This is a genomic window from Pseudomonas sp. B5(2017) (assembly GCF_002112825.1).
Lineage (GTDB): Bacteria > Pseudomonadota > Gammaproteobacteria > Pseudomonadales > Pseudomonadaceae > Aquipseudomonas > Aquipseudomonas putida_Z.
The window spans coordinates 71,141-91,552 of record NZ_NEIR01000018.1 but is presented as its reverse complement, the minus strand read 5'-3'; the positions used below and the strand labels follow the sequence as shown (position 1 = coordinate 91,552).

At 62.4% G+C, this 20,412-nt stretch carries 17 protein-coding genes and 1 pseudogene; 6 read left to right on the top strand and 12 right to left on the bottom strand.

Annotated elements, in window-relative coordinates:
* Positions 1-683: 683 nt before the first annotated feature.
* Complete coding sequence (locus CAG00_RS24190) at positions 684-3,110, bottom strand: TonB-dependent receptor (protein WP_085665503.1); 2,427 nt, start codon at positions 3,108-3,110, stop codon at positions 684-686.
* 226 nt (positions 3,111-3,336) lie between these two features.
* Positions 3,337-4,458 (bottom strand): sigma-70 family RNA polymerase sigma factor, encoded by a 1,122-nt coding sequence (locus CAG00_RS24185; protein ID WP_085665502.1) that lies wholly within the window; start codon positions 4,456-4,458, stop codon positions 3,337-3,339.
* Positions 4,459-4,593: 135 nt separating this feature from the next.
* On the opposite strand from CAG00_RS24185, the gene CAG00_RS24180 reads away from it, so the two are divergent.
* Entirely contained in the window at positions 4,594-5,076 is a 483-nt protein-coding gene (locus CAG00_RS24180) for an LEA type 2 family protein (RefSeq protein ID WP_075044241.1), read from the top strand.
* 17 nt (positions 5,077-5,093) lie between these two features.
* Here CAG00_RS24180 and CAG00_RS24175 read toward each other — a convergent pair whose 3' ends face one another.
* Positions 5,094-5,357, bottom strand: a complete 264-nt coding sequence (locus tag CAG00_RS24175; RefSeq protein WP_025338356.1) for a hypothetical protein — start codon at positions 5,355-5,357, stop codon at positions 5,094-5,096.
* 129 nt (positions 5,358-5,486) lie between these two features.
* On the opposite strand from CAG00_RS24175, the gene CAG00_RS24170 reads away from it, so the two are divergent.
* The gene (locus CAG00_RS24170) at positions 5,487-5,807 is read left to right on the top strand and encodes a YqjD family protein (protein WP_025338355.1); all 321 of its coding nucleotides are present in this window, start codon (positions 5,487-5,489) and stop codon (positions 5,805-5,807) included.
* 22 nt (positions 5,808-5,829) lie between these two features.
* Here CAG00_RS24170 and CAG00_RS24165 read toward each other — a convergent pair whose 3' ends face one another.
* A complete protein-coding gene (locus CAG00_RS24165) occupies positions 5,830-6,447 on the bottom strand; it encodes a tRNA-(ms[2]io[6]A)-hydroxylase (protein ID WP_085665501.1) in 618 nt (205 codons plus the stop codon).
* 154 nt (positions 6,448-6,601) lie between these two features.
* Between CAG00_RS24165 and CAG00_RS24160 the strand changes: the two genes are divergently transcribed.
* Positions 6,602-7,465: a universal stress protein gene (locus CAG00_RS24160; RefSeq protein ID WP_025338353.1), complete on the top strand. Its 864-nt coding sequence runs from the start codon at positions 6,602-6,604 to the stop codon at positions 7,463-7,465.
* A gap of 163 nt (positions 7,466-7,628) precedes the next feature.
* Here CAG00_RS24160 and CAG00_RS24155 read toward each other — a convergent pair whose 3' ends face one another.
* From CAG00_RS24155 to CAG00_RS24125, 7 genes are all read right to left on the bottom strand, one after another.
* The gene (locus CAG00_RS24155) at positions 7,629-7,832 is read right to left on the bottom strand and encodes a formate dehydrogenase subunit delta (RefSeq protein WP_015269628.1); all 204 of its coding nucleotides are present in this window, start codon (positions 7,830-7,832) and stop codon (positions 7,629-7,631) included.
* The gene (gene fdhF / locus CAG00_RS24150) at positions 7,829-10,711 is read right to left on the bottom strand and encodes a formate dehydrogenase subunit alpha (protein WP_025338352.1); all 2,883 of its coding nucleotides are present in this window, start codon (positions 10,709-10,711) and stop codon (positions 7,829-7,831) included. The genes CAG00_RS24155 and fdhF overlap by 4 nt, the downstream gene beginning before the upstream one ends.
* The gene (locus CAG00_RS24145; protein WP_085665500.1) at positions 10,708-12,285 is read right to left on the bottom strand and encodes an NADH-quinone oxidoreductase subunit NuoF; all 1,578 of its coding nucleotides are present in this window, start codon (positions 12,283-12,285) and stop codon (positions 10,708-10,710) included. The genes fdhF and CAG00_RS24145 overlap by 4 nt, the downstream gene beginning before the upstream one ends.
* Positions 12,279-12,761: a formate dehydrogenase subunit gamma gene (locus CAG00_RS24140; protein ID WP_015269625.1), complete on the bottom strand. Its 483-nt coding sequence runs from the start codon at positions 12,759-12,761 to the stop codon at positions 12,279-12,281. The genes CAG00_RS24145 and CAG00_RS24140 overlap by 7 nt, the downstream gene beginning before the upstream one ends.
* Before the next feature lie 440 nt (positions 12,762-13,201).
* The gene (gene sfnG, locus CAG00_RS24135) at positions 13,202-14,296 is read right to left on the bottom strand and encodes a dimethylsulfone monooxygenase SfnG (RefSeq protein ID WP_085665499.1); all 1,095 of its coding nucleotides are present in this window, start codon (positions 14,294-14,296) and stop codon (positions 13,202-13,204) included.
* Between the two features lie 177 nt (positions 14,297-14,473).
* Positions 14,474-14,761 (bottom strand): DUF3077 domain-containing protein, encoded by a 288-nt coding sequence (locus CAG00_RS24130; protein WP_085617267.1) that lies wholly within the window; start codon positions 14,759-14,761, stop codon positions 14,474-14,476.
* Between the two features lie 103 nt (positions 14,762-14,864).
* The gene (locus CAG00_RS24125) at positions 14,865-15,122 is read right to left on the bottom strand and encodes a hypothetical protein (protein ID WP_085665498.1); all 258 of its coding nucleotides are present in this window, start codon (positions 15,120-15,122) and stop codon (positions 14,865-14,867) included.
* A 483-nt stretch (positions 15,123-15,605) separates the two neighbouring features.
* Here CAG00_RS24125 and CAG00_RS28555 point away from each other — a divergent pair, with 483 nt between their 5' ends.
* The 3 genes and pseudogenes from CAG00_RS28555 (at position 15,606) to CAG00_RS24105 (ending at position 18,994) form a co-directional block, all read left to right on the top strand.
* Positions 15,606-16,028, top strand: coding sequence for a hypothetical protein (locus CAG00_RS28555; RefSeq protein WP_139832828.1), 423 nt, complete (start codon positions 15,606-15,608; stop codon positions 16,026-16,028).
* Positions 16,029-16,960: 932 nt separating this feature from the next.
* Positions 16,961-17,290 (top strand): annotated as a pseudogene (locus CAG00_RS24110) (nucleotidyltransferase family protein); the annotation flags it as partial.
* A 291-nt stretch (positions 17,291-17,581) separates the two neighbouring features.
* On the top strand, positions 17,582-18,994 hold the full coding sequence (locus CAG00_RS24105) for an ATP-dependent endonuclease (protein ID WP_085665496.1): 1,413 nt from the start codon (positions 17,582-17,584) through the stop codon (positions 18,992-18,994).
* Positions 18,995-19,376: 382 nt separating this feature from the next.
* Here the strand turns inward: CAG00_RS24105 and CAG00_RS24100 are convergent, their stop codons facing one another.
* Positions 19,377-20,237 carry an OST-HTH/LOTUS domain-containing protein gene (locus CAG00_RS24100; protein WP_085665495.1) on the bottom strand — a complete coding sequence of 287 codons (861 nt, stop codon included), beginning with the start codon at positions 20,235-20,237 and terminating at the stop codon, positions 19,377-19,379.
* Positions 20,238-20,412: the final 175 nt, after the last annotated feature.

Below are 20,412 nucleotides of genomic sequence, written 5' to 3'. Positions count from 1 at the left end.
GGAGCGGCCTTGTGTCGCGAAAGGGCCGCAAAGCGGCCCCGGCAATATGTGCTGCGAAGCTGAAGTCCTGGGGGCGCTTCGCACCCCTTTCGCGACACAAGGCCGCTCCTACAGAACCGCGCAGCGTCAGTAAGCCATGCTCCAGGTCAGCACCGGGCGGCGAGGCACAGCAGGCGTTTGCACAGGATTTTCTGGCGGCGTTTGTCTGACCGGGTCTCTTCGCGGGTAACCCGCTCCCACAGGGACCGCGACTTCCTCAGGCATGTGCGGTCTCTGTGGGAGCGGCCTTGTGTCGCGAAAGGGCCGCAAAGCGGCCCCGGCAATATGTGCTGCGCAGCTGAAATCCTGGGGGCGCTTCGCACCCCTTTCGCGACACAAGGCCGCTCCCACAGAACCGCGCAGGGTCAGTAAGCCATGCTCCAGGTCAACACCGGGCGGCGAGGCACAGCAGGCGTTTGCGCAGGATTTGCTGGCGGCGTTTGTCTGACCGGGTCTCTTCGCGGGTAAACCCGCTCCCACAGGGACCGCGACTTCCTCAGGCATGTGCGGTCTCTGTGGGAGCGGCCTTGTGTCGCGAAAGGGGTGCGAAGCGCCCCCAGGACTTCAGCTTCGCAGCACATATTGCCGGGGCCGCTTTGCGGCCCTTTCGCGACACAAGGCCGCTCCCACAGAACCGCACAGGGTCAGTAAGCCATGCTCCAGGTCAGGGTGTAGGTACGCCCGCGCCCTTGGTAGTCATACAGGTAAGCCGGCCCGTAAGTCGGCGAGTAGAACAGCGTCGCACGCTGCCCCCAGACCGTGCTGTACTGCTTGTCCAGCAGGTTCTGGATGCCGGCGCTGAAGGTGCCGAAGCCGGTGTCCTGGCTGCCCAGCAGGTCGAAGGTGGTATAGCCGTCGATCTCGTGGTCGGCATCGTCCTTCAGGCTGAAGGCATGGTTGGCCTGCAGCCGTGCACTGCGGCCATCGCCCTTCCAGCCGACGAACGCTGTAGCCTTGGACAACGAGGCATAGCGGGCATCGCGCTTGATCCAGCCACCATCGACATCCTCTTCCTCGGAGCGGGTCAGGTGCAGGGTGCCACCGGCTTCCCAACCTGTCTGGAAGTGTCGGGTCAGAGCGCCCTCAAAACCAAAGTCGCGGCTTTTCTGCTCTTCCACGTTGATGGTCAGCGTCTGCGAATCGACGTTGATGATCTTGTCCGACCAGATGTAATACAGCGCCGCCTGGGCATCCCAGTCCAGGTCGGCATAGCGCCAGCCCAGCTCCACCTGGCGGCTCTTGATGCCGGCCAGCGGGTTGTCGGCCACGCTCAGGCCGGGCTTGCCGTAGTACTTGGCCGGGTCGGGCAGGTCGAAGCCTTCGCCGTAGTTGGTCCATACCTGGTGGCCATTCTTGAAATCGTAGATGGCACCGACGTTGAACAGGTTGACCTGGTAATCGTTGCTACCACCCGGCACACCCTTGAAGTCGCTGACGTCCACATCCATCTGCTGGCGCCGGGCGCCGCCGGACAGGGTCAGGTTATCGGTGGCATGCCAGTCCAGTTGGGCGTACACCGAAACGCCATCGACTCGGTAGCTGGGGTAGCGTGCGGCCTTGCTTTCCTTTTCCAGCTCCAGGCCACCCGACTCGGACGACGTCTGGGCGTTGAAGGTGGTCTGTTCGGCATTGAAGCGCTCGCGGTCCAGGTCCACGCCGTAGGTCAGCTTCAGCGCGTCCCACTGCTTGGCGAACAGGCCCTTGAGGCTGGTGACTTCGAAGTTTTGCTGCGAGGCGGCGAAGTACACCCCGCGCGAGCCGGTGGGCGTGGCGCGGTTGTAGTACGGGAACGGGTAGAAGTTGTCGTCTTCCTTGCGGTACGAGGCCTGCAGGTAGAAGTCCTGGCCCAGCACGTCGGTGTGGTGGTAGTTGGCGTTCAGCAGCAGGCGCCGGGTGCGCGGCTCCAGGTCCGACGAGTAGCCGCTGCGCAGCTCGGCGTCTTCAAGGTCGGATGGGGCGTTGTGGTTCAGGTTGGGGAAGTAGATACCGGTGCTGCCGTGGTTGCCCGAGTCATAGTACTGGGCCAGCAGGTCGAGGCTCTGCTGGTCGTTCAGTTGCATCCCCAAGGTGCCGAGCACGTCGATGGTGCGGTTGTACTGCAGGTCGGTCTGGGTGTTGTCGATGAAGATCTGGTCGCCGGCGCCATCGTAGAAGGCTTCGTTCTGCTCGCCGGAAACCCCCAGGCGGGCATTGAACCGCTCGTTGCCGCCACTGATCGACTGGGCAAAGCGGGTGGCCAGGTCGTCGCTGTTGTTGAAACCGCTGCTGGCGCCGAGCTGGGTCTCGAAGCGCGCCGGGCCGGGTTCGCCCTTCTTGGTCACGATATTGATGATGCCGCCGGTGGCGCCGCCGCCGTAGATGGCACTGGCGCCAGACAGCACTTCGACGCGCTCGACGTTGAACGGCGAAATGCTGTCGAACTGGCGCGACAGGCCGCGCGAGCTGTTCTGGCTGACCCCGTCGATCATCACCAGCACGTTGCGCCCGCGCATGTTCTGGCCGTAGTTGGTACGGCCTTCCGGCGCCAGGTCGAGGCCTGGCACCAGCTTGCCGATGGCTTCCTTCAGGCTGACGCCGCTGTCGATCTGCTCGCGCAGCTGCTGTTGGTCGACCACCCACACGGTGCCGGGGATTTCGCTGATCGCGGTGCTGGTGCGCGAGGCCACGCTGACCTCGATCGGCTTGAGGTTGACCGCCTGCGGCGCAGCGTCGGCCTTGCGCAGGGTCACCGTGCGGGCATCGCTGAAGTGCCAGCTCATGCCGCTGCCGGCCAGCAACTGCTGCAGGGCCTGCTCGATGCTGTAGCTGCCCTGCAAGGCCGGGCTGGCTTGGCCGGCGACATCGCCAGTGGTGTACAGCAGGTGCAGGCCGGCCTGGTCGGCGAAGGTGGTCAGGGCCTGGTCCAGCGGCTGGGCCGGCAGGTCGAGCTGGACCAGGCGGGCCTGGGTCTGGGCCTGTTCGGTGGCGGTCGAGGCAAACGCCTGCAGCGGGCCGACCAGCATGGCCAGGGCACTGCAGGACATCAGGGCATGGTGAAGCGGACCGCGGCGGCGGTGCAAGGGCTTGAGCATCAGAGGCACGAATGAGCTTCCTGACAAGTCGTAAATGAGAATTGGTTGCTGATCAGTCCCACTACGACGATCTGGCAGGCAGGAACTTGCAGTGCAAAATAAAAAATTTTTCCTGTGCCGGCCTCTTCGCGGCTAAAGCCGCTCCTACAGGGATCTCCACAGCCTTCCAGACCTGTGCAGTACCTGTGGGAGCGGCTTCAGCCGCGAAGAGGCCGGCACAGGCGAATCAATGAACCACGGCCAACCACGGCAGGTAGGTCACCTTCAGCCCATAGCGCTGCTCAAGGGTCCGCAACAGGGCCTCCGGCTCATCGAGGTCGAACACCCCGCTGACCTCCATCGCCGCCAGCTTGCTATCGGACAACACGATCCGCCCATGCCGGTAACGCTCGAGCTCCGCCAGCACCTGCCCCAGCGGCTTGCCGTTGAAGATCAACTTGCCGCGCTGCCAGGCCATCTGCGTGCCGGCATCGGCCGCTACTGCCAATTCATGCTCGCCAACCTTGGCTTCGCCGTGTGCCAATACCACGCGGCCATCGCGACGCACGCTGAAGGTAGCCGCACTCCCTTGCACCCGCTCACCGGCCGTGTCGACCACAAAGGGCCGTGAATCATCGGTGGTTTCGAACAAGGCCTCACCAGACTCCAGCACCACCCGCCGCTCACGGTCGCTGAATACCACGCTCAGGGCAGTGGCGCTGTTCAACGTCACCCGCGTGCCGTCGGCCAGGGTAATCACCTGTCGCTCACCGACCCCGGTGTGGTAATCCGCCAGCAGCACCGGCGCCTGCTGCCAACCTGCCACAGCAACGGCAAATACCAGCGCCGCAGCCACGCCCGCCTGTTTGAGCCAGTTGCGGCAATGGCGCAGGGCCTGGCCGATGTACTTCGCCACCATGCTTTCGGAAACCCCCAGGCGTTGCGCGATCTGCGCCTGGGTCAGGCCATCGACGCGGTTTAGCAACAGTGCCTGGCGGGCATTGTCGGACAGCTGCAGCAGCGCCTGATCGAGGATCTGCAGGCGCTCCCGGGCCAGCAAGGCCGCTTCGGGTGCAGGCGCCGGGCAGGCCACCTCACCTGCCCGCTCGCTGTCGTCGTGGCTGGCGGCAATGCGCTGCTCACGGCGCAAGGCATCGATCGCCAGGTTGCCGGCCACGCGGAAGATGAAACTGCGCGCGTGCAGCACCGGCACCGCCTGCTGGTCGATGTTCACCAGCCTCAGGTAGGTTTCCTGCGCGACGTCGGCAGCGCGCTGACGGTCGCTCATGCGCCGGGTCAGGAACTGCAGCAGGTCGTCGTAGTGCTCCTGGAAACTTGCCAGCAGGCCCGGCGCGGGAGAGGTCAGCATGGGTTTGGGAACGGCCAGTAGGAGAAGTTATCGGGCGTTAATGAGAAACAGTATCTTTCATCTGGGCGGAGACTTTCAACGCCGACGCGTATTTGCCACACTGCCCATTCGCCCACTCTGGCAAGGTCGCACCCCATGGCTGCCCGTCTGCACCGCTACGCCCGCCTGTTCCTGGTCCTGCTGCTGGCCTGCGGCCTGGGGGCCTGTGCGCTGTTCCAGGCACACGACCCGGTCAATATCAGCGTGATCGGTATCGAACCGCTGCCCGGGCAGGAGCTGGAACTGCGCATGGCGGTGAAGATGCGGGTACAAAACCCCAACGAGGCGCCGATCGACTACAACGGCATCGCCATCAACCTGGAAGTGAACGGCCAGCCGCTGGCCGCCGGGGTCAGCGACCAGCAGGGGCACATCGGCCGTTATGGCGAAGCGGTGGTCGTGGTGCCGGTGAGCATCACGGCGTTTTCCTTCCTGCGCCAGGCCTATGGGCTGGGCCGGGTGGACTCGTTGCAGGGCCTGCCCTATGTGCTGCGCGGCAAGCTGGCCGGCGGGCTGCTGGGGACCGTGCGCTTTACCGACGAGGGCAAGCTGGACCTGCCCAAGGGCGCCTACTGGTAGGCGCCTGGCGGGTGTGATCAGCGGTTGGCGCTGGCTGCGGCCATCAGCTTGTTGACTTCGCTGCGCACCATGTTGGCGTATTCGGGCGGCGACATGCCATCCAGCTCGGCGCGCACCCACTCGGCCCATTTGCCTTTGCGCCGGGGTTTTTCGGCGATCAGCCGCGCCGCTTCGCCCTTGGCCTTGCCCAGGTTGTTCTGCCACAGCTCGAACAGCCGGGCCTTCTCTGCCTCGATCTGCGCCCGTTCCTCGAAGCTCATGTTGGCCAGATTGAAACTCATGAAGGTACCTGCAGGTTTGAAAATGGCCGCTATCTTACACCCAGGTACTGCAACAGCCCAAAGCCGCCGCAACTTTCCCGACGCGCCGGCATCCATTGTTCAAACCACACCATCGACGAGGACGAGTTCATGGCCCGGAAAAACGCCGCGCTGGCCGACAGCGATCAGATCAAGGACCAGGTATTCAGCGAACTGCAGGCGCTGATCGAAGAGTCGGAAAGGCTGCTGAACGACAGCGCCGCCCTGGTGGGTGACGAGGCGGAAACCCTGCGCGCGCAGGTAAGCCTCAAGCTACGCCAGGCGCGCCATGCCGCCGACAAGGTGCGTAGCAAGGCGCAACCGGTGGTGGAGGCTACCCAGGACTACATCGGCGGCCACCCGTGGCAGACCGTGGCCATTTCCGCAGGCCTCGGGCTGGTGGTCGGCCTGCTGCTGGGCCGCCGTCACTGACGCCTGGGCCGCCTGGTGCGAATCAGGCGGCCTGCGCCATCGGGATACCGCTGTGGAAGCGCAGCTCCTGGTCCGGTGACTGGATCAGCTCCACCTCCGCTGCGCGCACCAGTTCCACCCGGCGGGCGATGTCTGCCTCATCGCCGTAGTTGTGCGCCAGTTTCAGGTAACCCTGGTAGTGGCGCGCTTCGCTCTTCAGCAGGCCGTGGTAGAAGCGGCCCAGCTCCTCGTCCAGGTGCGGTACCAGCGCGGCAAAGCGCTCGCAGCTGCGCGCCTCGATGAACGCCCCCACCACCAGCGTATCCACCAGTTTGACCGGCTCGTGGGCGCGCACCAGGCGCCTCAGCCCCGACGCATAACGCCCCGCCGACACCGGGCGCAGCGGCACGCCGCGGCGCTTCATCAGGCGCAGCACCTGCTCGTGGTGCACCAGCTCCTCGCGGGCCAGGCGCGACATCATGTTGATCAGGTCGAGGTGGGTGTTGTACTTGGCGATCAGGCTCAGCGCGGTGCTGGCAGCCTTGAATTCGCAGTTCTTGTGGTCGATCAGCAGGGTTTCCTGGTCGGCGAGCGCCGCTTCGATCCAGGCGTCTGGTGTCGGGCAACCAAGAAAGGCGTCGATTTCGGGGATCAGGGACATGAGCGTGCAACCACAAAGAACAGGCAGGGCCGGCGATTATACCGGCGGCGGCGGGCGGCGCCAGTGACTATGCTTGATGTACATCAAGCGCCAGCGGGGGAAGCGCCGACTATAGTCAGGCATTGGTCGCCACCTTTGAAGGGAGTTAACGCCCATGCAAGCCGTCCGCAGCATCCTCGTCGTCCTCGACCCCGAGCACGCCCACAGCCGGGCGCTGACCCGGGCCAAGCTGATCGCCGGTGTCACCGGCGCGCGCCTGCACCTGCTGATGTGCGACAAAAGGCATGACCACAGCGCGCTGCTGAGCCTGCTGAGCAGCCAGTTGCATGATGACGGGTACGACAACGTCACCCATGAGGAGGCCTGGCGCGACAACCTGCACGACACCATCATCTACGTGCAGCAGGCCGAGGGCTGCGAGCTGGTGATCAAGGAACACCGCCCGGACAACCCGCTGAAAAAGGCCCTGCTCACCCCCAGCGACTGGAAGCTGCTGCGCCAGTGCCCGTGTGCCGTGCTGATGGTCAAGAGCGAGCGGCCGTGGACCGGCGGCAAGGTCCTGGCCGCGGTGGACGTGGGCAACCAGGACGAGGACCACCGCCGCCTGCATGCCAGCATCATCGACCATGGCTATGACATTGCTGCGCTGGCCAAGGGTGAATTGCACGTCATCAGTGCGCATCCGTCACCGATGCTGTCGGCGTCGGACCCGGTGTACCAGCTGAGCGAGACCATCGAAAAGCGCTACCGCGAGGCGTGCAAGGCATTCCAGGCAGAGTACGACATCAGCGAAGACCGCTTGCATGTGGCCGAAGGGCCGGCGGATGTGCTGATTCCGCATACCGAGAAGAAGATCGATGCCGTGGTGACGGTGATCGGCACGGTTTGCCGCACGGGGATTTCCGGGGCGTTGATTGGTAATACCTCGGAGGTGGTGCTGGATTCGCTGGAAGGGGATGTGCTGGTGCTCAAGAGCGAGGAGGCAATTGCCCACCAGGCGGAACTGGCCCGCGGCTAAAAGTGACGCGCGCCATGTAGGAGCGGCCTTGTGTCGCGAAAGGGCCGCAAAGCGGCCCCAGGATCCTGGCGTCTACGCAGGAATCGCTGGGGCTGCTACGCAGCCCTTTCGCGACACAAGGCCGCTCCTACAAGGACCGCGCACGTCTTGGAACTTGAGCCAGTCAGGCCAACGCTTCCTGCACCTTCGGGTCCAGCCCCTCCCCTGCATTGGCCTCGATCCATTGCGCCAGCTGCCGGCGCATCGCCGGCGTCCAGAAGCTCTGCAGATGCTGCCGTACCCCTTGCACCGCCAGCGCCCGGTCTGGCTCGCTGTCGAAGTAATGGGCAATCTGGTTGGCCATCTTGACCAGGTTCTCACTGCTCATCGGCGCACCTCGGCTTTTTCCGCAATACGGCGCTCCTTCAGCAAGCGCCGCTGCTCGTCACTGAAGTCCTGGTAGCGCTTCTGCCACTGCGAAGGCTGGAACACTTTCACCACCTCCACCGCCGTCACCTTGTACTCAGGGCAGTTGGTGGCCCAGTCGGAGTTGTCGGTGGTAATCACGTTGGCCCCCGACTCGGGGAAGTGGAACGTGGTGTACACCACCCCCGGCGCCACCCGTGCACTGACCTTGGCGCGCAGCACCGTCTGCCCGGCGCGGCTGCCGATGCCGACCCAGTCACCGTCCTGGATGCCACGGCTTTCGGCGTCGGTCGGGTGGATTTCCAGGCGGTCGGCGTCATGCCAGGCGACGTTGCCGGTACGCCGGGTCTGGGCGCCGACGTTGTACTGGCTGAGAATGCGCCCGGTGGTCAGCAGCAGCGGGTAGCGGTTGTTGACCTTCTCCTCGGTGGGCACGTAGCCGGTAAGCATGAAGCGCCCCTTGCCACGTACGAACTGGTCGATGTGCATGGTCGGCGTGCCATCCGGCGCTGCGTCGTTGCACGGCCACTGCAGGCTGCCGTGGCGGTCGATCTCGGCGTAGCTGACGCGGTGGAAGGTGGGCGTCAGGCGGGCGATCTCGTCCATGATCTCGGACGGGTGGCGGTAGTTCATCGGGTAGCCCAGGGCATTGGCCAGGGCCACGGTCGCCTCCCAGTCGGCCTTGCCGGCCAGCGGTTCCATGACCTTGCGCACCCGCGAAATGCGCCGCTCGGCGTTGGTGAAGGTGCCGTCCTTCTCCAGGAACGAGCTGCCCGGCAGGAACACATGGGCGAACTTGGCTGTTTCGTTGAGGAAGATGTCCTGCACCACCACGCATTCCATGGCCAGCAGGGCCGCGGTGACGTGCTGGGTGTTGGGGTCGCTCTGGGCAATGTCCTCGCCCTGGCAGTACAAGGCCTTGAAGCTGCCGTCCAGCGCCGCTTCGAACATGTTGGGGATGCGCAGGCCCGGGTCGGGCTGCAGGGTCACGCCCCAGGCACGCTCGAACTCGGCGCGCACGCCCTCGTTGGAAATGTGCCGGTAGCCGGGCAATTCGTGAGGGAACGAACCCATGTCGCACGAGCCCTGCACGTTGTTCTGCCCGCGCAGCGGGTTCACCCCTACCCCTTCGCGGCCGATGTTGCCGGTGGCCATGGCCAGGTTGGCGATGCCCATCACCGCGGTGCTGCCTTGGCTGTGCTCGGTCACGCCCAGGCCGTAGTAGATCGCCGCGTTGCCGCCGGTGGCGTACAGCCGGGCGGCGGCGCGGATCTGCTCGGCAGGCACGCCACAGACCGGGCCAAGCACTTCGGGGGCGTTTTCCGCCAGGCTGACGAAGTCGCGCCAGCGGGCGAAATCTTCGGTTTCGCAGCGGGCATCGATGAAGCGCTGGGCCAGCAGACCTTCGGTGACGATCACGTGGGCCAGGGCGTTGAGCATGGCCACGTTGGTGCCGGGGCGCAGTTGCAGGTGCAGCTCGGCACGGGCGTGCGGCGAATCGACCAGGTCGATGCGCCGTGGGTCGATCACGATCAGCCGCGCCCCCTGGCGCAGGCGGCGCTTGAGCTGCGAGCCGAATACCGGGTGGGCGTCGGTGGGGTTGGCGCCGATCACCAGCACCACGTCGGCCTGCATCACCGAGTCGAAGCTTTGTGTACCAGCCGACTCACCCAGGGTCTGCTTCAGGCCATAGCCTGTGGGCGAATGGCATACCCGCGCGCAGGTGTCGACGTTGTTGTTGCCGAACGCCGTGCGCACCAGTTTCTGCACCAGGTAGGCTTCTTCGTTGGTGCAACGGCTGGAGGTAATGCCGCCGATGGAATCGCGACCGTACTTCAGCTGGATGCGGCGGAACTCGCTGGCGGCGTAGGTCACCGCCTCGTCCCAGCTGACTTCCTGCCATGGGTCTTCCAGGCGCTTGCGGATCATCGGCTTGGTGATGCGGTCCGGGTGGGTGGCGTAGCCCCAGGCGAAGCGGCCCTTGACGCAGGCGTGGCCGTGGTTGGCGCCGCCGTTCTTGTCCGGGACCATGCGCACCAGCTGGTCGCCCTTCATTTCGGCGCGGAACGAGCAGCCGACGCCGCAATAGGCGCAGGTGGTGATGACCGCACGCTCGGGTTGGCCCAGCTGTACCAGGCTCTTTTCGGTCAGGGTCGCGGTCGGGCAGGCCTGCACGCAGGCGCCGCACGACACGCACTCGGAGGCGAGGAAGTTCTCACCACCCGCCGCCGCCACTCGCGATTCGAAGCCGCGCCCGGTGATGGTCAGGGCGAAGGTGCCCTGGATATCCTCGCAGGCGCGCACACAGCGGCTGCAGACGATGCACTTGCTCGGCTCGTAGTCGAAATACGGGTTGGATACGTCCTTTTTCTCGGCCAGGTGGTTGGCGCCGTCGTAGCCGTAGCGCACCTCGCGCAGGCCCACCTGGCCGGCCACGGTCTGCAGCTCGCAGTTGCCGTTGGCCGAACAGGTCAGGCAGTCCAGCGGGTGGTCGGAGATGTACAGCTCCATCACGTTGCGGCGCAGGCCGGCCAGGCGCGGGGTTTCGGTGTGCACCACCATGCCTTCGCTGACCGGGGTGGTGCAGGAGGCCGGGTAGCCGCGCATGCCTTCGATTTCCACCATGCACATGCGGCACGAGCCGAAGGCTTCGAGGCTGTCGGTGGCGCACAGTTTGGGAATGCTGGTGCCGAGCATGGCCGCGGCACGCATCACCGAGGTACCGGCGGGCACAGTGATGGCACGGCCATCGATGCTCAGGCTGACCTGTACCTCGCTGTCACGGGCCGGGGTGCCGAGGTCGCTGCTTTTATCAGAAGCGGGGTCGAAGAAATTGATCACTGCGCGGCCTCCGTGTGGGTCAGCCCGAAATCGGCGGGGAAGTACTTCAGCGCGCTGGCCACCGGATAGGCGGTCATGCCGCCCATGGCGCACAGCGAGCCGTACTGCATGGTGTCGCACAGGTCGCGCAGCAACAGAGCCTGGTCATGCCGTTCGGTCATGTCGCTGGTGGCGATCAGCCGGTCGACCACTTCCATGCCCCGGGTCGAGCCGATGCGGCACGGGGTGCACTTGCCACAGGACTCCTCGGCGCAGAACTGCAAGGCAAAGCGCGCCATGCTGGCCATGTTCAGGGTGTCGTCGGCCACTACCACACCACCGTGACCGAGCATCGCGCCCATGGCGGCGAAGGCTTCATAGTCCAGCGGCGTGTCGAAGTGGCTGGGCGGTACCCAGGCACCGAGCGGGCCACCCACCTGCGCAGCCTTCAGCGGCCGGCCGCTGGCCGTGCCGCCGCCATAGCCTTCCACCAGCTCGCGCAGGGTCAGGCCGAAGGCGCGTTCCACCAGGCCGCCCTGGCGGATGTTGCCGGCCAGCTGGAACGGCATGGTACCCAGCGAGCGACCCATGCCGAAGTCGCGGTAGAACGCCGCGCCCTTGGCCATGATGATGGGTACCGAGGCCAGGGTGAGTACGTTGTGCACCAGCGTCGGCAGGCCGAACAGGCCCTGCAGCGCGGGCAGCGGAGGCTTGGCGCGGACGATGCCGCGCTTTCCTTCGATGGATTCGAGCAGCGCGGTTTCTTCGCCGCAGATATAGGCGCCGGCGCCGACCCGCACTTCCAGGTCGAAGGCCTGGCCGCTGCCGGCCACGTCGCTGCCGAGATAGCCGGCGTCACGGGCGATGGCGAAGGCCTGGTCGAGCACGCGGATGGCGTCGGGGTATTCCGAACGCACATAGATGTAGCCCTTGTCGGCACCCACGGCGAGGCCGGCAATGATCATGCCTTCGATCAGCAGGAACGGGTCGCCTTCCATCAGCATGCGGTCGGCGAAGGTACCGGAGTCACCCTCGTCGGCGTTGCACACCACGTACTTCTGCCCGGCCCCGGCGTCACGCACGGTGCGCCACTTGATGCCGGCCGGGAACGCCGCACCGCCGCGGCCGCGCAGGCCGGAATCGAGCACGGCGGCGACCACCTCGGCACCGTCCAGGGCCACGGCCGCTTCAAGGCCGGCGAAACCGCCATGGGCACGGTAGTCGTCCAGCGACAATGGGCGGGTGATGCCGGCGCGGGCGAACAGCAGGCGCTGCTGGGTCTTGAGGTAAGGGATGTCCTCGACCGGCCCCAGGGCCAGCGAGGGGCCAACAGATTCACCGGGCTCACCGGGCTCACCGGTAAAGGCGTCGAGCAAGGACGGCACGTCTTCCGGGGTGACCGGGCCGAAACCCAGGCGCCCTTGCGCGCTGTCGCACTCCAGCAGCGGCTCCAGCCAGTACAGCCCGCGGGAACTGGTGCGCTGGATGTCCAGCGGCAGCTGGCGGCGCTCGGCCTCATGTTGCAAGGCATCGGCGACCTGGTCGGCGCCCACGGCACGGGCTACCGAATCGCAGGGGATGTACAGCTTCAGCATGCTGCGTCCTCCCGGCAAGCGTTGACCAGCGCGCGCAGGCGCTCAGGGGTAAGGCGCGCATGCACCTGGCCGTCCAGTTCCAGCGCTGGCGAGCAGGCACAGGCGCCCAGGCAGTACACCGGGCGCAGGCTGATGGCGCCGTCGGCGCTGGTGCCGTGGTCGTCCAGCGCCAGCTGTTCGCGCAGTTGCGCGGCCAGCGCCTCGGCGCCCCGGCTCTGGCACGACTCGGCGCGGCACAGGCGCAGGGTGTGGCGCGCCGGTGGCGTGGTGCGGAAATCGTGGTAGAAGCTGATCACCCCACGCACCTCGGCCAGGCTGAGGTTCAGGGCATGGGCAATTTCGGCGACAGCGGCATCGGGGATGTAGCCGATGTCGTGCTGGATGGCATGCAGGATCGGCAACAGCGCGCCGGGGGTATCCTTGTCACGGGCCAGAATGCGGTGGATCACAGGCAGGTGGAGCAATTCATCAGGCATACAGCGGACCTCGGCATCACGGACCCTGCCTGAATTGTTGTAAGGGCAGGTATCCGGCGTGTTCTGCTGCGGCGCGCCGGCCACGTCACGGTTGCGTGGAGCCAGCGGCCTCCTTGCCTGCGGCCGTACGTCTGCGCGCACTGGTCCGAGGCATCCTGCAAGCATGGCACTTGTGGCGCCGGGGGGTTGCGTGCGAACGACCAGGCGCATCCTGAAACCGACGCGGGTTGTTTCTGGCCTTATGCAGTCTGCTGCGCTGTCGCTTAGAGAACTGAATTCACAAGCGGTCCGCGTACCCTGTGGGAGCGGCTTTAGCCGCGAAGAATCCAACGCGGTGCATGGCACCGGCTACGCCGGTGCTCCGGTAGCCCAAGGAATGCGCCCTACCTGTGGGAGCGGGCGCGCCCGCGAAGAATCCGACGCGGTGCATGGCATCGGCTTCAGGCCACCGCCTTGTCCACGCTGCGCCCGGCCTCCAGTTCACGCACCAGCGGCAGCACATGTTCGCCGAAGTACGCTACTTCCTCCTGGAAGTGCAGGAACCCGGACAAGATCAGATCCACACCCACCGCCTTCAGCACAACGATGCGCTCGGCAATCTGCCGTGGTGTACCGATCAGGTTGGTCTTGAAGCCATCGTTGTACTGCACCAGGTCTTCGAAGCTGGACCTGGCCCAGTTGCCCTCGCCCTCCGGGCTGGCAGAACCGGCATGCTTCACTTCCTGGCCAAACGCCCGCACCGCCTCGGGGTTGGCCTTGGCGATGATCTCCTGCAGCACCGCACGCGCCTGCTCTTCGGTGTCGCGGGCGATGATGAAGGCATTGACTCCAACCTTTACCGAATGGCCGTTGGCCGCCGCCTTGGCGCGGATATCGTCGACCTGCGCCTTGATCCCTTCCACGCTGTTGCCGTTGGTGAAGTACCAGTCCGACACGCGCGCCGCCATGTCCCGTGCGGCACGCGAGCTGCCGCCCTGGAAAATCTCAGGGTGCGGCTGCTGCAGCGGCTTGGGTTTGAGGTTGTAGTCGCGAAAGCGATAGAAGTCGCCGTTGAAGGTGAAGTTGTCCTGGGTCCAGATGCCCTTCAGCGCGCGGATGAATTCCTCGGAACGGCGATAGCGTTCGTCGTGGTCCAGCCAGGGTTCGCCGATGGCGTGGAACTCGCCCTTGAACCAACCCGAGACCACGTTGATGGCGATGCGGCCATTGGTGAACTGGTCGATGCTCGCCAGCTGCTTGGCCGCCAGCGCCGGGTTCCACGGGCCTGGCAGGATGGCGGCGATGACCTTGAGCTTTTCCGTGGCAGCAAGCAGCGCGTGGCTGATGGTGACCGACTCGTGCTGGTTGTCGGCGCCGTAGCCGGCGGTGAAACGGATTTGCGACAGGGCGTAGTCGAAACCAGCCTGTTCGGCGATTTGCGCGAGCTTGCGGTTGTAGTCGATGTCCCAACTGGTGCGCTGTTCGATGGTGCTGACCACCAGGCCACCACTGACGTTGGGGACCCAGTAGGCGAACTTGATCGGGGCTTGGCTCATGGTAAGGCTCCTTGGTGATCCTCGGGTTCAAGGAGGCAGGAGCAGCAAACATGCCAGGCTTTAAAGTGTTTTTATTTCAATTGGTTAGCTGAAATTGGCGGCGATGTTGGCTGCATGCGGTCGAACAAGCTGCTGGATCGCTGTTGGCTGCACAACATCGCCGCCCGGGGGGGCAGGTCAGCGGTTCTTGCGCATGCCCATATGCGCGTCATCCATCAGCGCCTTGGCCATGTCGCAAAGAAAGTGCGAAGCCCAGACCAGCACCGGTTCGTTGTCCATAACCCCGATAAACGATGCTCGCCGAGAGCAGTCCATCAACACCGACGCTTGTTCGATGGCATGGTCGCAGCAGTTTCCCGGTTCTACGCGGAACAGTTTCCTGCCGTCCAGCACACCGTCCAGGAACGTGGCCGCGCCTACGGTCAGGCCCAGCGTGCCGGTGTCGTCATCCAATTCCTTGTCCATCTGAAACCCTCTTTTGAATCTGCCGGCCAGTGCGATTTCCCGGTTGCAGTCCCTGGCAGGAAAACCACACCGCCCAGGCTGGCAAAATTTGAAAATCAGCTCATCAGTGCAATGTATGCACCGGCTGCCCGGCCCGAAGCTGCACCTGCGCAATCGCCGACTCCAGCAGCGTGCGCACAGCCTCCATTTCATGCATGACCGCCAGGGTCATGATCGTGGCGGGAGACTTGGGGAGCGAGGCTATCGCGTGATGGCCTACGGACAAGGCGCAGAGTACGTATTCCGTGGCCTGGATCAGGGTGTCTTCCAAGTGATGGGGTGAGTCAGTGGAGAAAGGTGGATCGGGAACGAGTTTCAGCATGACAGCCTCCAGACAATAACAAGTCGGACCGTCGCCAGATCACTTGCAGATGATAGGGTGGCGGCTACATGCGGGCCTGCAAGACCGGGCTTGGAGGTCGATTCCCGGCTGGCCCGAAGACCACCCGCACGCAGCCACCGTTGAACGAAGCCAACAGCAAACTGAGACCAAACCAAGCATCGGGCTTGCAGACCCGGTCGTTGAATTTGCAACGACAGGGCGAGACTAGGGGGCTCAGGTTTCCATCGCAATGGTGAAACGGCTTGAAAAGGATGATTCAGAAATGGACTACGAGGAAGGGGAAAAAACTGATTCGGTCTTGTAGGACCAGCTCACACCGACGCACCAGAACCATACGCTCAACGTTTTTTAGGCTTACAATTTCCAGACTTGGCAGCAATTGACTATCAGGCTTCAACGCCGATAATTGCCCCCAAGTTTTCAGTAATCGCAGCAAAATCCGAGCAGCAAATGGAGGTATTCATGCCAGTCAAAGCAGCAGCACCGGCGCTCATCGTCGCCGCGCTCGCATTGGTGGGTGATTACACAACTCTCTCACTTCAATCACGTGCCGTTGAGGTTCGTGAAGCCAGCGCTACCCCCCCCTCTTCCCCTGACCTGCGCAGCGTAATCGCTGAGCTGACTCATGGCTGGCTGGTCCTGGAGTCGATCTATTCGAGGCGTGTCGTTGCACTCATGAAATCGGATACCTTCGACCAGACCAAATACCTCAAGAATGCTGAGTTGCTCAAAGCGGTAAGGCAGTTGGAGGGCGGACTGCAAGCGGCAAACGTGCCAACCGCTCTTTACGATGAGCACCAGAACCTGCGCCGAGCAGTGGAAGGTACGCAGCAAAATGGTTGTCATCGATGGGATCTACCAGCAGTTCTTCCTCACGCCGGATGAGTTCCAGAGCGCACTGAGTGCCCCTGGCCTTCGCGATCTTGCCGATCACACTACCCGCAAGCTCAACCGACTGGCGTAAGGTGACCAATGCCAGTCTGGTTATGGCCGGATGCGCACACCAAAGCCCGGGATATTTCGACCATGCAGTATCTGGCTCGACTGGCGAAAGAATGGCGCGATAACAATTGATCGCGATTATCCGAAACGACGGCGTGACTCTCGGATGGCTGGCGTAGATTGAGGTGTAAGGGCGACCACGCCATCGCAACGGAAACACACACCCACCAGGATATCCTTGACCACCCCTTGACCATCGCTGAACGGTACATCACGGCGTGCATAGTACGTAGGCACCACTACCTGGCAGTGTTCGCAAAGCGCTTTACCGGTGACCCCTTCGGCAAGAATTTTCATTATCTGAGTACTCGTTAGTGAATGCTGATCAACCGGATGACCTGGCCGGAGCAATAATTGGCGCCGTAGCCTGCTAAACTCGAAAAAGCATGCATTATGAACCCATCGTCCGCACCGTAGCGCAGAGCTGTGTAACCAACGCTTTCATGACTAGCCCCGACTGCCCAGTTCGCGGGTAAACTCTCCCCAGGGAACACCTCGCTCAGGCATTCAACTACACGAAATCCGGCGCTGTTCAGCGCCACGGCGGGCGGGCGCTCATAGAGCAGCACATAACTCATTGCATTAGCAGGGACCCTGTGGGAGCGGCTTTAGCCGCGAACACCGGCGCAGCCGGTGCCATGCACCGCGTTGGATCTTCGCGGCTAAAGCCGCTCCCACAGAGTACGCGCCAGCACAGGCCAACGGGCTGGACGATCTTCCAATGGGATCACGGCAAGCAGCAACCCATTGCGCACAGCCACTCACCCTGGCATTCAGGTAAGCTCAGCGCAATGCAACCACCAAGGACGGTACCCATGCATTCACTGACGAATGAACAAGTGCTGGCAATCATCCACGAGAACCCGATAAACCGGGCATTGCTGGCCGCCCTGCCAGCGCTGGATGTCCCCCACTGCATGCTGACGGCAGGCGCCCTGTTCCAGACATTCTGGAACCACCGCGCCGGGCTACCTTCGGAGAGGGGCATCAAGGACTATGACATCGCCTACTTCGACGCCGACTTGTCCTGGGAGGCAGAGGACCGTGTCATCGCCCGGGTTCATCAGGCGTGCGCGCACCTGGGCGTCAACGTGGAAGTGCGCAACCAGGCCCGTGTTCACTTGTGGTACGAGGCGAAGTTCGGCGCATGAGCGAAATTGAAATACTGTCCGTTCCGCCTGAACGCCCGTTCATTCTGTCTACTATCTCTAAACCGCGTTGAGATACTCTGTAAATTTCAGTTAGAGTTGGTTCGCTGGCGCATTTGGCCAAAATCTAATAGTCAATAATTCGTTCGTTTCTAGGCAGCTGTGGGCAGCAGAAACACACCTAGGTTTGCCTAAGACTACGGTCTAATAGGCGTCGGGCAGCCAGCGATGAGCCTTGTGCATAGCCTACTGTAGGGGCTTACCTCTTTTTAGTTTGGATCATAAATAATGCCAATCAAAACCATCAGCATCCTGGGTTACCGTGGCTTCAAGAATCGTGGAACAGTGACGTTTTCTGTGCCAAATGGCAAAGAAGGCAGTGGTCTCACTATAATTACTGGAGCTAACAATGCAGGGAAGTCTTCCATTCTGGAGTGCCTAAGAGCTCGTAACGGTTATGCAACTCCGAGCTTCAGTGCCGGGGTGCGACATGCTGCCGTCGGACTGGTTGAGATTGATTACGTCTTTGACGGTGCCAAGGAATCCATCCATTCGCTCCGCAAAGGGGCCAGCGAGACCAAACGCATTGGAGAAAAAGCCGAAGAGCGAATATTCGTACTACCATCGCGGCGTGCATTCAACCCTTACTTCAGCAAGCATGCGTATACACGGCATGAGCACATTGAGGGATCGGTGTTGCCACCGCAACGCAGCCCGACGCTCAGCGGTTTCGAATACCGCTTGTTCAATATTCTGAGTGATGAAGCCAAGCTGGCCGCGTTCAATTTGCACGCCTCCGAGGTGCTAGGATTCACCCCAGATTGGTCGATTGACCTATCTGAACAAGGGCAACATTTTCTCAAGTTTTTCTCGGCCGATAACGCCCACTCCAGCGATGGCATGGGCGAAGGCATCGTCAGTATCTTTGCCATTGTCGATTCGCTCTATGACTCGATTGAGGGAGATGTTGTCGTCATCGACGAGCCCGAGCTTTCATTGCATCCTGCCCTGCAAAAACGTTTAGCACGGTTGATCCGAAAGTTCTCTAGCGACCGGCAAATTGTGATCTCCACTCACTCTCCATACTTTGTTGATCTGGAAGCATTGAAAAATGGCGCTGGCTTGGTCCGGGTCACCACTGGCGCCAATGGAACTAAAATCAATCAGCTTGGCCCATCGGCACTTGAGTCGATCAAAAAGTTGTCAGCCCGCAACGTGTACAACCCGCATGTGTTTGGGCTTGATGCACGTGAGCTGTTTTTCCAGGAGGATGGGCTTGTGCTTACCGAGGGTCAGGAAGATGTGGTTCTCCTGCCAGAGATTGCCAATCAACTTGAGCAGGATATGCCAGGCACTTTCTTTGGCTGGGGTGCTGGCGGTGCCGGCAACATCAAGCATCTTTGTCAGATTTTGAGTGAGCTAGGATTTTCACGAGTTGCTGCGGTGTTTGACGGCGACAAGGCTGCCGACGCTGATGAGCTTAAATCGCTCTTCCCGGACTATTTTTCCTGCATACTCCCTGCCGACGATATTAGGACTAAGCCAGCGCGCCCAGCGACGGGAGCGAAGGATGGTGTTCTGGACAGTAAGCACAGCGTTCGCCCAGAATATGTAGATAGCATGGCGGCCGTTTTGGACTCGCTGAGGGCTTATATGGCGGGTCAGCCAAGAACTGTACCGGTTGGCACTGACAATTTCTAAACAGCCCGACGTCTGGTTTGAGCGAGAGCAAATCAATGTCCGCTTCTGGCCGATTCATGCCCTTCACGAACGGCCGCTATGGGTCGATAGCGGCCATTCGCGACTGGCTGCTCCCGACCCTCCTCCTCCCTTCAAGTCCTACCATCCAAGCGGGTTTACCCGCGATGCAGGCGCTGCGGTGGATGGCACCGGCTGTGCCGGTGTTCGCGGGTAAACCCGCTCCCACAAAGATTGCTGTTCGGCTCACCGGCAGCAACGGGTCGATAGCTGCCGGTCGTGGATGACCGCTTTCGCTCCAGAGCGGCCCTTGGCGGAAGGTAACTAACGACCAAAAGCAGTCCCTAAGCGCGCCGACAAATAGAGTGACGATCCAGCGGCCCTTTCAACTGACCTTGCTGCGATACCAAACGCTAGTCCGTTCATTATCAGCTTGGGATTTTCGTATTTCGAACTGCCGTGATTCGTGCAGGACATGCCTCCAGCGATTGCAACCGTAGCGCTTGGGCGACTGCTCTGGATAGGTATCACTAATCCAGCGGATCGCTGCTTCCAGTCGAGTCCAGCCACCTTCGGCAAGCTTGGCTTCTGCCTCACGTAAACAGGAGCAGATCCCACAGCCAAGCCAATCGACCGAGCCGTCCTCCCGTATGCCGTCGAGCGCATCTGCAAATGCCTGGCTCTGTATAAACGAAGCCAATTTAACTTGTGCCTCGCCCATGGTTCTGGCCCAACATCGCAGGTTCAAACAATGCCGATTGATGGTTTGGTAGCTTTCCTCCAGATAACCATCCGCAGCCTGGCAGCCTGACTCTGACCAGAGATCGAAATGCTCAATGAAGTGGTGAACCAGCTTGTTACGCAGGTCGACCAACGCCTTGGTAGCCACCTTCGTTGCCTCATAGTGCTCGACTGGCATTTTCAACTGGTTTCGATAGCTGAACCCGATCTGGTCACCAGCATCGGCTTCCGTCTCTGACTCTTCATTTTGGGGCGACTGGACCAGAAAGCTGTCGGCCAACATCCCGACCAACATGCCCATGGTTTTTTTCTTGGTACGTGCGATCTTCTGCTCACGGATGGCATGCAGCCGATCCACAGGGCCGCTCAACTCAGCATGCGCGACTATGACTTTCAGCAGCTGTTCGTATTGTTGCAAACGCAACAGACAGCGTCCGAGCTTGCGCTGCACCACAGGTTGAAGTTCAGGTACATCATCCGCGGGCATGGTAGTGACTTCATCCATGATCAACGACTCACCTAAAAGTGGCAGTGCTGGAGCAATTCACGGCAATGCGCTTGCCCTGCAAGGAGGGCCTGCAATGCGTATATAAGGCGCTTTTCAAGCGTCAGTATAGGTTGAGGACTTTTTACTCGCATCGGTCGACAGCTACCCCTGGCTCTCAGGACCATTCAATGGC

Excerpts from the sequence above, each read along its gene's own strand:
- CAG00_RS24100 (WP_085665495.1), bottom strand. The coding sequence starts at position 20,237 with ATGGATGAAGTCACTACCATGCCCGCGGATGATGTACCTGAACTTCAA.
- CAG00_RS24140 (WP_015269625.1), bottom strand. The coding sequence starts at position 12,761 with ATGCCTGATGAATTGCTCCACCTGCCTGTGATCCACCGCATTCTGGCC.
- CAG00_RS24170 (WP_025338355.1), top strand. The coding sequence starts at position 5,487 with ATGGCCCGGAAAAACGCCGCGCTGGCCGACAGCGATCAGATCAAGGAC.
- CAG00_RS24160 (WP_025338353.1), top strand. The coding sequence starts at position 6,602 with ATGCAAGCCGTCCGCAGCATCCTCGTCGTCCTCGACCCCGAGCACGCC.
- CAG00_RS24105 (WP_085665496.1), top strand. The coding sequence starts at position 17,582 with ATGCCAATCAAAACCATCAGCATCCTGGGTTACCGTGGCTTCAAGAAT.
- CAG00_RS24155 (WP_015269628.1), bottom strand. The coding sequence starts at position 7,832 with ATGAGCAGTGAGAACCTGGTCAAGATGGCCAACCAGATTGCCCATTAC.
- CAG00_RS24125 (WP_085665498.1), bottom strand. The coding sequence starts at position 15,122 with ATGCTGAAACTCGTTCCCGATCCACCTTTCTCCACTGACTCACCCCAT.
- CAG00_RS28555 (WP_139832828.1), top strand. The coding sequence starts at position 15,606 with ATGCCAGTCAAAGCAGCAGCACCGGCGCTCATCGTCGCCGCGCTCGCA.
- CAG00_RS24145 (WP_085665500.1), bottom strand. The coding sequence starts at position 12,285 with ATGCTGAAGCTGTACATCCCCTGCGATTCGGTAGCCCGTGCCGTGGGC.
- CAG00_RS24185 (WP_085665502.1), bottom strand. The coding sequence starts at position 4,458 with ATGCTGACCTCTCCCGCGCCGGGCCTGCTGGCAAGTTTCCAGGAGCAC.
- CAG00_RS24190 (WP_085665503.1), bottom strand. The coding sequence starts at position 3,110 with ATGCTCAAGCCCTTGCACCGCCGCCGCGGTCCGCTTCACCATGCCCTG.
- CAG00_RS24175 (WP_025338356.1), bottom strand. The coding sequence starts at position 5,357 with ATGAGTTTCAATCTGGCCAACATGAGCTTCGAGGAACGGGCGCAGATC.
- sfnG (WP_085665499.1), bottom strand. The coding sequence starts at position 14,296 with ATGAGCCAAGCCCCGATCAAGTTCGCCTACTGGGTCCCCAACGTCAGT.
- CAG00_RS24180 (WP_075044241.1), top strand. The coding sequence starts at position 4,594 with ATGGCTGCCCGTCTGCACCGCTACGCCCGCCTGTTCCTGGTCCTGCTG.
- CAG00_RS24165 (WP_085665501.1), bottom strand. The coding sequence starts at position 6,447 with ATGTCCCTGATCCCCGAAATCGACGCCTTTCTTGGTTGCCCGACACCA.
- CAG00_RS24130 (WP_085617267.1), bottom strand. The coding sequence starts at position 14,761 with ATGGACAAGGAATTGGATGACGACACCGGCACGCTGGGCCTGACCGTA.